At 56.1% G+C, this 14116-nt stretch carries 12 protein-coding genes; 6 read left to right on the forward strand and 6 right to left on the reverse strand.

From position 1 onward, the window contains the following. Positions 1-18 precede the first annotated feature (18 nt). The 4 genes from tauD to tauA are packed head-to-tail and all read right to left on the reverse strand — an operon-like array spanning position 19 to position 3435. Positions 19-867, reverse strand: a complete 849-nt coding sequence (gene tauD, locus OGV57_RS15735) for a taurine dioxygenase (protein WP_054528135.1) — start codon at positions 865-867, stop codon at positions 19-21. Next, positions 864-1694, reverse strand: coding sequence for a taurine ABC transporter permease TauC (tauC, locus tag OGV57_RS15740; protein WP_003021414.1), 831 nt, complete (start codon positions 1692-1694; stop codon positions 864-866). The genes tauD and tauC overlap by 4 nt, the downstream gene beginning before the upstream one ends. After that, positions 1691-2458 carry a taurine ABC transporter ATP-binding subunit gene (gene tauB / locus OGV57_RS15745; protein WP_003838608.1) on the reverse strand — a complete coding sequence of 256 codons (768 nt, stop codon included), beginning with the start codon at positions 2456-2458 and terminating at the stop codon, positions 1691-1693. Before tauB ends, tauC begins: the two co-directional genes overlap by 4 nt. A gap of 14 nt (positions 2459-2472) precedes the next feature. Then, the gene (tauA, locus tag OGV57_RS15750; RefSeq protein ID WP_054528134.1) at positions 2473-3435 is read right to left on the reverse strand and encodes a taurine ABC transporter substrate-binding protein; all 963 of its coding nucleotides are present in this window, start codon (positions 3433-3435) and stop codon (positions 2473-2475) included. 303 nt (positions 3436-3738) lie between these two features. On the opposite strand from tauA, the gene OGV57_RS15755 reads away from it, so the two are divergent. From OGV57_RS15755 to fbpC, 6 genes are all read left to right on the forward strand, one after another. Continuing rightward, positions 3739-4368, forward strand: coding sequence for a response regulator transcription factor (locus tag OGV57_RS15755; RefSeq protein ID WP_003021406.1), 630 nt, complete (start codon positions 3739-3741; stop codon positions 4366-4368). Beyond that, the gene (locus OGV57_RS15760) at positions 4368-5909 is read left to right on the forward strand and encodes an MASE1 domain-containing sensor histidine kinase (RefSeq protein WP_054528133.1); all 1542 of its coding nucleotides are present in this window, start codon (positions 4368-4370) and stop codon (positions 5907-5909) included. The genes OGV57_RS15755 and OGV57_RS15760 overlap by 1 nt, the downstream gene beginning before the upstream one ends. 85 nt (positions 5910-5994) lie before the next feature. Continuing rightward, positions 5995-7299 carry an MFS transporter family glucose-6-phosphate receptor UhpC gene (uhpC, locus tag OGV57_RS15765; protein ID WP_054528132.1) on the forward strand — a complete coding sequence of 435 codons (1305 nt, stop codon included), beginning with the start codon at positions 5995-5997 and terminating at the stop codon, positions 7297-7299. Then, positions 7296-8327: an ABC transporter substrate-binding protein gene (locus OGV57_RS15770; protein ID WP_003021397.1), complete on the forward strand. Its 1032-nt coding sequence runs from the start codon at positions 7296-7298 to the stop codon at positions 8325-8327. Before uhpC ends, OGV57_RS15770 begins: the two co-directional genes overlap by 4 nt. A 69-nt stretch (positions 8328-8396) precedes the next feature. Then, positions 8397-10475 carry an ABC transporter permease gene (locus tag OGV57_RS15775; protein ID WP_054528131.1) on the forward strand — a complete coding sequence of 693 codons (2079 nt, stop codon included), beginning with the start codon at positions 8397-8399 and terminating at the stop codon, positions 10473-10475. A gap of 11 nt (positions 10476-10486) precedes the next feature. Further along, a complete protein-coding gene (gene fbpC, locus OGV57_RS15780) occupies positions 10487-11533 on the forward strand; it encodes a ferric ABC transporter ATP-binding protein (RefSeq protein ID WP_046669801.1) in 1047 nt (348 codons plus the stop codon). 108 nt (positions 11534-11641) lie between these two features. On the opposite strand, the gene mmuM is transcribed toward fbpC, so the two are convergent. Together mmuM and mmuP are read right to left on the reverse strand one after the other, a co-directional pair. Beyond that, complete coding sequence (gene mmuM, locus OGV57_RS15785; RefSeq protein WP_003838620.1) at positions 11642-12577, reverse strand: homocysteine S-methyltransferase; 936 nt, start codon at positions 12575-12577, stop codon at positions 11642-11644. Further along, positions 12564-13967, reverse strand: coding sequence for an S-methylmethionine permease (mmuP, locus tag OGV57_RS15790; protein ID WP_046669946.1), 1404 nt, complete (start codon positions 13965-13967; stop codon positions 12564-12566). The genes mmuM and mmuP overlap by 14 nt, the downstream gene beginning before the upstream one ends. Positions 13968-14116 lie beyond the last annotated feature (149 nt).

Genomic DNA, 14116 nt, shown 5'->3' on the forward strand with positions numbered 1-14116 from the left:
AAGCGTCTCCGGTAATCATCACGCCCGATAAAACGGCTTATCTCCCAGAATCGTTGCCCGATGCATAATGCGCCGCTGCGGCAGATAATCCGCATTCGCATAATGCTGCGTCACGCGATTATCCCAAATCGCCACATCGTTGGGCTGCCAGCGCCAGCGCACCTGAAACTCCGGTTTGGTGATATGCGCGAACAAAAAGCTCAGTAACGCCTCGCTCTCTTTTTCCGTGACATCAACAATTCGCGTGGTAAATCCTTCATTCACGAACAGCGCCTGCTTCCCGCTCACCGGATGCGTGCGCACCACCGGATGCAGCAACGGTGGATGTTTAGCGACGGCCTCCAGCCAGCGCAGGTGCTCCTCTGGGGTCTTGCGATATTTATATTCCTGAAATGATTTACGGAAATCATGCTCTGCCCGCAGGCCACTCAGCAACTGACGGAACGGCTCAGACAAGGCTTCATAAGCGGCAATCCCACTGGTCCACAGGGTGTCGCCCCCGGTTGATGGCAGCTCTTTCGCCGCTAAAATCGCCCCGGCAGGCGGCGTGTCGATAAAGGTGACATCGGTGTGCCAGTTGTCGTTATCCGGCGGATTATCGTTATGGGTATCCAGCACGATAATTTCTTCTACTCCTTCGGCATGCGGATAGACCGGGTGAATATGCAGATCGCCAAAACGCAGCGCCAGCGCCCGCTGTTGTTGCGGCGTAATCACCTGCTCGCGCAGAAACACCACCTGGTGGCGCAATACCGCGTGATAAAGCTGTTCAAACTGATTATCGCTCAGCGGACGCGCCAAATCCGCACCAGAAATTTGTGCGCCAATATACGGCCCCAGCGGGGTTATGTTCAGACGTTCACTCATTGTACTTCTCCATGCCAGGGCGTCAGACGGCGCTGAAGCGCACGCAGACCCAGTTCTAAAATAAACGCGATAACGGCAATCACCGCGATCCCCGCCAGCACCACATCCGTTGCCAGAAACTCACCGGCAGACTGGACCATAAATCCTAAGCCTCGCGTGGCGGCAATCAGCTCTGCGGCCACCAGCGTCGACCAGCCCACCCCAAGTCCGATACGTAATCCGGTGAGGATCTCAGGTAATGCCCCCGGCAAAATAACAAACCACAGCACCTGCGCACGGCTGGCTCCCAGCGACTGCGCGGCGCGCACTCTCACCTGCTGCGCACTTTTCACTCCCGCCAGCGCCGACATCGCTACAGGGGCAAAAATCGCCAGATAGATAAGCAAGATCTTGGAGGTTTCACCGATGCCAAACCAAATGACCATCAGCGGTAGATAGGCCAGGGGCGGAACCGGACGATACAGCTCAATGATCGGATCGAGAATGCCGCGCATCGTCGGACTCAGCCCCATAGCGATTCCAACCGGAACGCCCAGCAGCACCGCCGCCAGCAGCGCGATAACAATACGTGTCAGACTCGCCGCCAGATGCTGCCACAGCGTGGCGTCCATAAATCCCTGCGGACCGGCAATAACGATCAGCTTTTGTAAAACCTGTCCCGGTGGCGGTAAAAACAGCGGACTGACTAACTGCAGCGCCGCCACCGTCCACCACAACGCCAAAATGACGGCCAACGTACCAAGGCTTAAGGTAATCTGCCGCGAGAACGGCCAGCGCCAGTTGAGCGCGCGCTGGCGACGGGGTTTATCATTAATCACCACGCTCATGAAAATGCCTCCCGTTGTTCAAAGACTCGACCTAACACGTACTCGCGCATGGCGATAAACTGCGGATCGGACTTAATGCTGCGACTCGACTCTCCAGCCACAAAGCGACGGGCGAAATTCAGCGGCAGACGCTCCAGTACCCGGCCAGGGCCTGGCGACAGCAATACCAGCTCTGTCGCCATAAACACCGCTTCTTCAATATCGTGCGTAATCAACAGCACCTGTTTGCCAGTCTCATGCCACAGCTTCAGCAGCAGGGTTTGCATCTGCTCACGAGTAAAGGCGTCGAGCGCGCCAAAAGGTTCATCCAGCAACAACAACTGTGGATTGGCCGCCAGCGCCCGCGCAATGCCGACGCGCTGCCGCTGTCCACCGGAAAGCTGCCAGATAAAGCGTTTGCCCGCGTCCTCCAGCCCGACTTTCTGCAACATCTCCAGGGCAATACGCTGACGCTGTGGTTTATCCACCCCCGCCAGCTGCAGACCAAAAGCCACGTTGTCCTGCACGTTACGCCAGGGCAGCAGACCTTCATTCTGGAATACGACCCCGCGATCTGCCCCCGGACCGTCAACCCTGTTACCCGCCAGCGTGATGCTGCCATGCTGATACGGCACAAATCCGGCAATCAGATTTAACAATGTGGTTTTCCCGCAACCGGAAGGTCCGAGTACCACCAGCAGCTCACCGCTATCGAGCGTCAGGTTGATATCCTCCAGCGCCGGTTTTCCACCGTAGCTGGCGGCAAGATGAGAGATTTGCAGCATCAGCGCCTCCTTATTTATTGCACGAAGCGATCGGTCACGTACTGGCTGTAATCCGTCGCGACAGCGGGGACTTTGCCCTGCTCTTTGAGGAACTGCGCGGTGTCGATAATGGCTTTGTTCACCGGTCCGGTCAGTTCGGCAGTCTGCTGTTGCGGCGTCAGGTAAGTGTTACCTTTCACCAGTCCCGGCACATCCGCTTCCGGCACGCCGCTTAAACGCGACAATTTGCTGATATTCTCAGGCTGCTTCAGCCACTCATCGGGATTAGCGATATAAGGTTGCTGCGCATCGATAGCGCTTTTGGCAAAGGCTTTCACCACCTCAGGATGCTTCTCGGCAAAATCTTTGCGTACCACCCACACGTCCAGCGTCGGTGCGCCCCACTCACCAACCTGCGATGAGTCGGTTAACACCTTGCCGTCTTTTTCCAGCGCATTGACCGCAGGAGCCCAGACGTACGCGCCGTCAATATCCCCGCGCTGCCATGCGGCAATAATCGCAGGTGGTTGCAAGTTCACAATCTCCACCTGACCGGGTTTAATCCCCCAGTGTTTCAACGCCGCCAGCAGGCTGTAATGGGTGGTGGAGATAAACGGCACCGCAATGCGTTTGCCAATCAAATCTTCCGGTTTACTGATGTTTTTCTTCACCACTAGTGCCTCGGAGTTACCAAGCTTTGACGCCAGCAGAAAAACTTCAATGGGTACTTGCTGACTGGCGGCGACCGCCAGCGGGCTGGAGCCAAGATTACCGATCTGCACGTCGCCGGAGGCTAGCGCCCGGACGATGCTCGCGCCGCTGTCGAATTTGCGCCAGTCAACGGTAGCGCCGCTCTCTTTGGCAAAAGTATTATCCGCCTGCGCCACTTTGGCGGGTTCGGCGGAGGTCTGATAAGCGACGGTGACGTTCACCGCCTGCGCCTGAAATGCGATGAATGCCAGTACACCGAGAAGTGCGTTACGCGATGAAATAGCCATGATTGTCTGCTCCCCTGTCTTGTTATGGAGGCAGTATTTCGTTGCGGCACAATTTGATAAAGGAATTAAAAATTCTGGCTAAGAACAAAGCGTTTTTAGAAAAAAAGCGGCAATAGTTAGCGATTTTGCTCATTACAGATGGAATTCGTAGGCCTGATAAGGCGCTTGCGCCGCCATCAGGCCTACAACACCCGGCAAATTATTGCGATTTTGTTACATTCGTTACATAACTACACTTGGATGATTGCCAGCGCGGCGCTGACCGGCATCATAGACGCCATTATCAGGCAAGAGAATAAAATCATGATTCATGTTGTGCTGGTGGATGACCATGTGGTGGTGCGTTCCGGCTTTGCGCAATTACTCAGTCTCGAAGACGATCTCAACGTTACCGGTCAGTACAGCAGCGCAGCGGAGGCCTGGCCTGCACTTCTGCATGATGACGTCAACGTTGCGGTGATGGATATCGCCATGCCGGATGAAAATGGTCTGAGCCTGTTAAAACGACTGCGGGCACAGAAGCCCGGTTTTCGCGCCATCATTCTCAGCATCTATGACTCACCCACGTTTGTGCAAAGTGCGCTGGATGCCGGCGCCAGTGGCTACCTGACCAAACGCTGCGGACCAGAGGAGCTGGTGCAGGCGGTACGATCGGTCGGTATGGGCGGGCATTACCTGTGCGCCGATGCGCTGCGGGCGCTACGCGGCGGCGAACAGCCCGCGCAGGTACTGGAAGTACTGACCCCACGCGAGCGCGAAGTGTTTGAGCTGTTGGTCAAAGGCGACAGCGTAAAAGAGATCGCCTTCAAGCTCGACCTCAGCCACAAGACGGTACACGTTCATCGGGCGAACGTGCTGGGCAAACTGCAATGCCACAGCACCATCGATCTGGTGCATTTTGCCCTCGACCACCAGCTATTAACGGGGCATTAATGTCGCGTAGCCTTCGGCATTGGGTTATTTCTCTGTTTATTCTGCTGGCCTGGGGATCAGGCTGGTTGATGCTGTGGACGCTGGGGTTTTACCTGACCCACAACGGCCAGCAGGCGGCGCTGTTCCTGCCGCACGGCGTCTATCTCGCGCTGCTCATCCTGCTTTCTCGCCGTTACTGGCCCGCGCTGGTACTGCCGCCGGTGCTGATGTTGTTCTGGCTGCACAGTGAGCAATTATTGAATAGCTATATCCTGCTGGCTGCGCCGTTAATTAGCCTGATTCCGGCGAGCATCGGCCAGTCATACTGGCACCGTTTCCCCCTTTACTGGCAGCGCTTAACGCTGCTGCTGGCCGCGGTGACGCTCACCTCATTGCTCAATACCGCCCTGCTTTCACCGTTTATCCAAAGTCCGGCAACGTTAATTGGCCTGGCGTCGTTTACCGGCGGCGTGCTGCTGACGCCGTTTGTCTATCTGATCTATGAATTTTTGCGCCAGCAGCACCGCTATCATTTGCTCGGGCTGGATACCACCAATCCCCAGCTGCGCACCTCGCTTATCATCTGGTGCAGCCTGTTTTTTATTATTGGTATCGGCACCCAGATGGTGTTGTCGCCGGAGATCGAGCGCCTGTTGCTGATCGTGGTGTTTTTACCGAACGTGGTGATGGCGTGGAAATTTGGCTGGCAGGGCGGCGTGTTGTCCGGATTGCTCGGCAGTATGATGATCACCATCGCCCGGCAAATCGGCGTCGGGTTCAGTAATTTACTGGAGCTGGAGATTTTCCTCGCCACCCAGGCGCTGCTCGGCATAGGGCTGGGGATCGCCATCAGCCGCCAGCAGCATCTGGCGCAAAACCTGCACCATTATCGCCAGCGTCTGGAAACTGAACTGGCGGCGCGTCGCGCGCTGACCGAACAGCTGATCCGCACCGAAGAAAACACGCGCAAAAGCCTGGCGCGGGAACTGCACGACGAAATTGGTCAGAACATCACCGCCATTCAAATTCAATCACAACTGGTCAAACGCGCACCGGGTCGCGAGCAAACGCTTGAAGCGGCAAATCAGATCAACGACCTGGCCCGGCGTATTCACCACTCCACCCGCCAGCTGCTGCGCCAGCTGCGTCCACCCGCGCTCGATGAACTGTCTTTTAAAGATGCACTACATCATCTGGTGAATGAATTTGCTTTTGCTGAACGGGGCATTCGCTGTCGCTTTGATTATCAGCTAGAGAATACGCCAGAAAACGAAACGGTGCGCTTCACGCTGTATCGCCTGTTGCAGGAGTTACTCAATAACGTCTGTAAACATGCCGATGCCAGCGATGTGTCGATTACGCTGCGCCAGCAGGAACATAGCTTGTTTCTGGACGTCGCTGACAATGGCGTGGGTATTCTGCCAGAAAAAATTCCCGGTTTCGGTATCCAGGGAATGCGTGAGCGGGTCAGCGCCCTTGGCGGTGAACTGACGCTCGAATCAAACAACGGCACACGGGTAATTGTTAACCTGCCCACAAATTTGCAACAAATCAGCCGCTAACCAGGAAAAAGTCTTAGCCACTCTGGACTTTCTCTCATCCTCTTTTGCTTTCACTTTCCTATAGTCAGCACAAACGGAGACTGCCATGCATACACGCTCAGCCAGCGAAATAGATCAACAATACCGGGCGCTACGCCCCCGACTGCTGATGTGTATGGTCATTGGCTATGCCGCGTTTTATCTGACGCGCAAAAGCGTTAACTACGTCCTCCCGGCGCTACAAACGGACCTCGGTCTGGATAAAGGCGATATCGGCCTGCTGGGGTCGCTGTTTTACCTGACCTATGGCCTGTCGAAATTTACCGCCGGACTGTGGCACGACAGCCACGGACAACGCGCATTTATGGGCATTGGCCTTTTCGCCACCGGTGTTTTGAATGTGCTGTTCGCCTTTGGTGAATCGCTGACGCTGCTGCTGGTGGTCTGGACGCTGAACGGTTTTTTCCAGGGGTGGGGCTGGCCGCCCTGCGCCCGACTACTGACCCACTGGTACTCGCGCAACGAACGCGGATTCTGGTGGGGCTGCTGGAATATGTCGATCAACATTGGTGGGGCAGTTATCCCGCTGATTAGCGCCTTTGCCGCCCACTGGTGGGGCTGGCAGGCAGCGATGCTGGCACCGGGGATTATCAGCATGGCGTTAGGCATTTGGCTCACTCTGCAACTGAAAGGCACGCCCCGGGAAGAGGGATTACCGACGGTTGGGGAATGGCGGCATGACCCGCTGGAGCTGCGTCAGGAACAGCAAAGTCCGCCGATGGGGCTGTGGCAAATGTTACGTACCACCATGCTGAAAAACCCGATGATCTGGCTGCTCGGCGTGTCGTATGTATTGGTCTATTTGATCCGCATTGCGCTCAACGACTGGGGCAACATCTGGCTGACGGAAAGCCACGGCGTGAATCTGCTCAGCGCCAATGCCACGGTGATGCTGTTTGAAGTTGGCGGTTTGCTGGGGGCGCTGTTTGCCGGATGGGGATCGGATCTGCTGTTCAGCGGTCAGCGTGCGCCGATGATTTTGCTGTTCACGCTGGGGCTGATGGTCTCCGTCGCCGCGCTGTGGCTGGCGCCGGTGCACCACTACGCGCTACTGGCAATGTGTTTCTTTACGGTGGGCTTTTTTGTGTTTGGCCCACAGATGCTGATTGGCCTCGCGGCAGTGGAGTGCGGACACAAAGCGGCAGCAGGTTCAATTACCGGTTTTCTCGGGCTGTTCGCCTATCTGGGGGCCGCGCTGGCGGGTTGGCCGCTGTCGCTGGTCATAGAACACTACGGCTGGTCGGGAATGTTCAGTTTGCTCTCGGTCGCCGCTGTCTTTATGGGTTTATTGCTGATGCCACTGCTCATTGCAGGCATTACCCCTTCTCTCAGTCAAAGGATAAAACAATGAAACTGACGCTTACCTCTACACTAATTGCCTCTGCTCTGACGCTGGCAGCCTTCAGCAACGCAGCTCAGGCGCAGGGCCGTCTGGTGGTGTATTGCAGCGCCACTAACGAGATGTGCGAAACCGAAACCAAAGCCTTCGGTGAAAAATATGATGTGAAAACCTCATTCATTCGCAACGGCTCGGGTAGTACGCTGGCGAAAGTGGATGCCGAGAAGAAAAATCCGCAGGCGGATGTCTGGTACGGCGGTACGCTGGATCCGCAGTCCCAGGCCGGGGAAATGGGCCTGCTGCAGCCGTATAAATCACCCAATCTCGAACAGATCATGGAGAAATTCCGCGATCCCGCGAAGGTGAAAGGCAATCTCTCCTCGGCGGTTTACGTCGGTATTCTGGGCTTTGGCGTCAATACCCAGCGCCTGAAAGAGAAAAACCTGCCGGTGCCAAAATGCTGGAAGGATCTGACCAAACCGGAATACAAAGGTGAAATCCAGATTGCTGACCCGCAAAGCTCCGGTACCGCCTATACCGCGCTGGCGACTTTTGCCCAGCTGTGGGGTGAAGATCAGGCCTTTGACTACCTGAAACAGCTCAACGCCAACGTCTCTCAATACACTAAATCAGGCATTGCCCCAGCGCGTAACGCCGCCCGTGGCGAAACGGCGATTGGCATTGGCTTCCTGCACGACTACTCGCTGGAAAAAGAACAGGGCGCACCGCTGGAGCTAATTTCACCGTGCGAAGGTACTGGCTATGAGATCGGCGGCGTTAGCATTCTGAAAGGCGCGCGCAACCTCGATAACGCCAAACTGTTCGTTGACTGGGTACTGTCAAAAGATGCCCAGGAACTGGCGTGGAAGAAAGGTAAGTCCTATCAGATCCTGACCAACACCACCGCCGAGACGTCTCCTAACTCGCTGAAGCTCGACGACCTGAAACTTATCAATTACGACATGGATAAGTACGGCTCGACCGACGTGCGTAAAGCGTTGATCAATAAGTGGGTCAGCGAAGTGAAGATGGGTAAATAAGCCTACATCGGCGATCATTTGCCGGGTGCGGCGTTAATACCGCATCCGGCCTGGAATACCGGAACCGCTATGTCACACACACTTGCACTCCATCCCGTGAAAAAACGGGATGCGATATTTCTTTGGGTTTTGCTTGGCTGGCTGGCGTTTGCCCTGTTGCCAAGCTGGAGCCTGGACTACGGTCTGCTGGAATCGACAGGCGAGGAAATACTCGCCGCCTACGGCTGGTCACAGTTCAATATCAGTTGGTTATGGTATCTGCTGCCGAGCCTGCTACTGGTGCGTCCGTTCCATGAGGCCAGGCGCGAACAGCGCGGCCGCCATTATCTTGATGCGGGCTGGGCTTTTTTCTGTATGGCGTTTATCGTCGCCAGCGCGACTCTTGAGGGGCGTGGCTTAGGCTATGCCACCATTGTGTTGTTTGTGGCACTTGGCGCGATCATGACCCTGGCGCTCACCCGTCTGGAATGGCTGGGCGGCGACCGTTTCGTCATCGGTTCGCTCACCGCGATTGTCGCGCTAATCGGTATTTTTATCGTCTGGCCGAGTATCGCTATTTTTATTCCGATGATCACCAACGACGCCGGGGAATTTGCCCCGCTGGCGTTTATGAATGTGCTGTCGCAGGCACATATCATTCAGGTGATCCTCAACTCGATTATGCTGTCGATTGCCGTCGGCATCGGCTGTACCTTCTTTGGTCTGGTACTGGCTATCTATACCACCCGGATCGCCAGACGCAGCGCCATAATCGGACGTATCTTCTCGATTTTGCCGATCGTCACCCCGCCGTTTGTCGTGGGTTTAGGCGTCACGCTGATGATGGGACGCTCCGGCTACATCACCGAATTTATGGTCGAATGGTTTGGCTTAACCAACACCAACTGGCTGTACGGTTTTACCGGCATCTGGCTGGCGCAGGTGCTGGCCTTCACTCCGATGGCGTTTATGATCCTCGACGGAGCAATTAAAACCATTCATCCGTCGCTGGAAGAAGCGTCATATACCCTGCGTGCCAGCCGCTGGCAGACCTTTAACGGCGTGTTTGTCCCGCTACTGAAACCAGCACTGGCCAACGCCTTTTTGATTGTGGTTGTGCAGTCGCTGGCTGACTTTAGTAACCCGCTGGTGCTCGGCGGAAACTTCGACGTGCTGGCAACGCAAATCTACTTCTACATCACTGGTTCGCAGCTCGACTACCAGGCCGCCAGTACGCTGGGTGCCTTCCTGCTGCTGTTCTCGCTGCTGGTGTTCTGCGTGCAATATATGTGGATTGGTAAACGCTCATACGTCACCGTTTCCGGTAAATCCTACCGGGGCGACGTGCAGCCGTTACCTGTGACGCTGGTATGGAGCGTGGTCGCGCTGCTGGCGGTGTGGATTGCCTTTAACGCCCTGCTGTACGGCAGCATTTTCTACGGCAGTTTCACCGTTAACTGGGGCGTGGACTACACCCTGACGTTAGCGAACTTTACCAAACTGTTCGGTCAGGGGATGAGCGACGGCGCATGGCCTTCACTGCTCGACACCCTGCTCTACGCCGGTATTGCCGCGCCGATCACCGCCATCTTCGGCCTGCTGATCGCCTGGGTAGTCGTGCGCCAGCAGTTTAAGGGCAAAAAGACCATCGAGTTCACCACCATGCTGTGCTTTGCCGTTCCAGGCACCGTCGCGGGCGTATCGTACATTCTGGCCTTTAACAGCGCCCCGGTTTACCTCACTGGTACGGCGGCGATTGTCATTATCTCGATGGTAATGCGTAACGTCCCGGTCGGTATTCGGGCGGGTATCGCGGGCTTAGGCCAGATCGATAAATCACTGGATGAAGCCTCGCTCAGCCTGCGCGCCGGTTCGCTGCGTACCATTACGCATATCCTGCTGCCGCTGCTACGCCCGGCGATCCTTTCGGCGCTGATTTACAGCTTTGTGCGCGCCATTACCACCGTCAGCGCCATTGTGTTCCTCGTCACGCCGGATACCCGCGTAGCGACGGCCTACATCCTTAACCGCGTGGAAGACGGCGAATACGGTGTGGCGATTGCCTACGGTTCCATTCTGATCGTGGTGATGCTGGCGATTATTTTCATCTTTGACTGGCTGATCGGTGAATCACGTACCTCCCGTTCAAAAGCCAAAAACCAGGCGTAATGGAGCGCACTATGACTCAGAAAAATTTCGTTGAACTGCGCAACGTCACCAAACGATTTGGCAGTAATACGGTAATCGACAATATCAACCTCACCATCCCGCAGGGGCAAATGGTGACGCTGCTCGGCCCGTCCGGTTGTGGCAAAACCACCATTTTGCGCCTGGTCGCCGGGCTGGAAAAACCGAGCGAAGGGCAGATTTTCATTGATGGCGAAGACGTCACCCATCGCTCAATTCAGCAGCGTGATATCTGTATGGTGTTTCAGTCCTATGCCCTGTTCCCGCATATGTCGCTGGGAGAGAACGTTGGTTACGGCCTGAAGATGCTCGGCGTGTCCCGCGCTGAGGTGAAAACCCGTGTCAAAGAGGCACTGGCGATGGTCGATCTGGAAGGATTCGAAGAGCGCTATGTTGATCAGATCTCCGGCGGTCAGCAGCAGCGCGTAGCGCTGGCCCGCGCGTTGATCCTCAAGCCGAAAGTGCTGCTGTTTGATGAGCCGTTGAGTAACCTCGACGCCAACCTGCGTCGCAGCATGCGCGACAAGATCCGCGAACTGCAAAAGCAGTTTGATATCACCTCGCTATACGTCACCCACGATCAGAGCGAAGCCTTTGCGGTTTCCGATACCGTGCTGGTGATGAACAAGGGGCACATCATGCAGATCGGTTCACCGCAGAATCTTTACCGCCAGCCCGCCTCGCGCTTTATGGCAAGTTTTATGGGTGACGCCAACCTGTTCCCGGCCACCTTCGGTGACCAATACGTTGATATCTACGGCTACCACCTGCCGCGCCCGCTGCACTTTGATACGCAAGGCGAAGGCATGGTCGGCGTGCGCCCGGAAGCGATCACGCTTAGCGATCGCGGCGAAGAGAGTCAGCGCTGCGTGATCCGCCACGTGGCCTATATGGGCCCCCAGTATGAAGTCACGGTGGAATGGCACGGGCAGGAGATCTTATTGCAGGTCAACGCTACGCGTTTACAGCCGGACGTCGGCGAGCAGTATTATCTCGAAATCCATCCGTACGGCATGTTTGTTCTGGCGGATGCGGCATAACGTTTTGTGGCTTTGTAGGCCGGATAAGGCGCTTATGCCACCATCCGGCAATGCCTGATGCGCTGCGCTTATCAGGCCTACAGTGAACGATGTAGGCCCGATAAACTCTCAGCTTCGCGCTTTTAGCGCGGCAATATCTTTCGGCGTGGTGCGACAGCACCCGCCAATCAACCGTGCGCCAGCGGCCTGCCACTGCGGCAGATAATCCGCCAGATGCGCACAATGCTCACCGTGATGATGCCAGGTTTTGCTCACGGCATCATACTGCTCGCCCGAGTTCGGATACACCACCAGCGGCAGCGCCGTTAAACCGTGTAAATGCTGCAACGCAGCGGTGGTGTTTTCCAGCGCAATGCAGTTAATACCTAGCGCCACCACCTGCGGATAACCCGCCGCCAGCAACGCAACCACGTCACGCAGCGGCGTACCGTCGCTCAGGTGCTCGCTGTCGCGCAGGGTAAATGAGAACCACGCCCGCGCACGCGGATATGCAGTCAATAACTCAGCCAGCGCGCTAATTTCGGCAAAATTTGGCAGGGTTTCACAGGCCAGAAGATCGGCCCCGGCATCCAGCAGGGCTTCCACGCGCGGGCGGTGAAACGCCTGAAACTCTTCAGCGCTACGTTGGTAATCACCACGGTATTCAGAACCATCCGCCAGATACGCACCGTAAGGCCCGACCGATCCTGCTACCAGCAGCGTACCCGCCTGCGGGTTCTCGGCCAGATACGCTTCACGGGCTTTACGCGCCAGCTCCACGCTTTTGCCAATCAGCGCTTTCGACTGCGCTTCATCCAGATCTCGCGCGGCAAAGCCCGCCGGCGTCGCCTGATAGCTGGCGGTGATCGCGCACTGCGCCCCCGCCCGGTAGTAATCGAGATGGACTTCGCGGATAAGCTCCGGATTTTCGACCAGCACTTTGGCTGACCACAGACTATCGGCTAAGTTACAGCCACGCGCTTCCAGCTCCGTCGCCATCGCACCATCGAGCAGCAGGAAATCCTGTTTATCGAGGATGGCGCTTAACGGATTATTCTGCGACATGTTCGGGCTCCTGTTTGGTTTTACGCGGTTGAGTAAGGAAATAAGCACCATAACACACTGCCACAAACGGTAACCCGCACCACAGCGCAATTCTCTGCGCTGGATCGAATGCCAGCCCGACACAAGCCACCAGGCACAGCACAAATCCCAGTACCGGCACCAGCGGATACCACGGCGCGCGATAATGCAATTCACTCAATGCCTTACCCTGCTGCAGATGACGGCGGCGAAAGACGAAGTGTGAAGCGCAAATGCTCAGCCACACCGCCACCACCGCAAACCCGGAGATTGCCGACAGCGCGACAAATACCGTATCCGGGGCCACCACGCTGGAAAACAGCGCCAGTACACCACCGAGCATACTGACCGACAGCGCCGTCAGCGGCACGCCGTTTTTCGTTACTCGCGCAAAACAGGCCGGTAGCGTACGTTCATTCGACAGCGACCACAGCATGCGCCCGGAGGCATACAGCCCGGAGTTCGCCGCGGATAGAATAGCCGTCAGGATCACGAAGTTAAAAATATCGGCGGCGTAAGGAATACCCACCTTCTCAAACACCAGCACAAACGGGCTTTTCTCCACGCCCGCCTGCTGCATCGGGATCAGCGCCGCCAGCACAAACACGGTGCCGATAAAGAAAATAATCAGTCGCGCGATAGTGGTACGAATCGCTACCGGAATGACCTTGCGCGGGTTTTCTGTTTCTCCGGCGGCAATGCCGATAAGCTCGGTTCCCGAAAAAGCAAAATTCACCGCCACCATCGTCATCAGGATCGGTAAGCCACCGTGTGGGAACCAGCCTTCCGCCGTGATATTACTCAGTCCAGGCGCGGGTGAGCCATCCTGCATCGGGATAAAACCAAAAATCGCCGCCCCGCCGAGGATGATAAAGGCGATGATAGTGACCACTTTTACCAGCGAGAACCAGAACTCCCCTTCGGCAAAAAAGCGCGTGGAGATGACGTTCAGACCAAAAATAATCGCGCAGAACACCACACACCAGACCCAAACCGGCACCTGTGGAAACCAGTACTGCATACAGAATCCGGCGGCGGTAAAGCTCGACCCCAGCGCCACAGTCCAGGTCAGCCAGTAGAGCCAGGCTACGGTATATCCCGTTGCGGGGCCGAGATAACGCGCAGCATAGACGTGAAACGCCCCAGTCTCCGGCATCGCGACCGAAAGCTCGCCCAGACACTGCATAACCAACCAGACCACCAGCGCGCCAATCAGATAAGCCAGCAGCGTTCCCGCCGCCCCGGTAGTGGAGATGATGTACCCGGTATTGAAGAATAACCCTGTGCCAATCACGCCGCCTAAGGAGAGCATTATCAGGTGACGCGTTTTCATTGTGCGCTTCAGTGGCGCATTTTGTTGTGTTGTTTGCATATAACCTTCTAAACGTATGGACATCTAAACATCCAAAGAAGGTTTGTTATACCGTGTTTGTTAACAGAATGCAAAGTCAACCCTGCACCAGGCGCAAATGCCCGCGCCGGGCGCTTAATATCGGGTGGGGATTAATAATCAAATACAAA

This window comes from Citrobacter sp. Cf087, from assembly GCF_030334285.1.
Lineage (GTDB): Bacteria > Pseudomonadota > Gammaproteobacteria > Enterobacterales > Enterobacteriaceae > Citrobacter > Citrobacter freundii.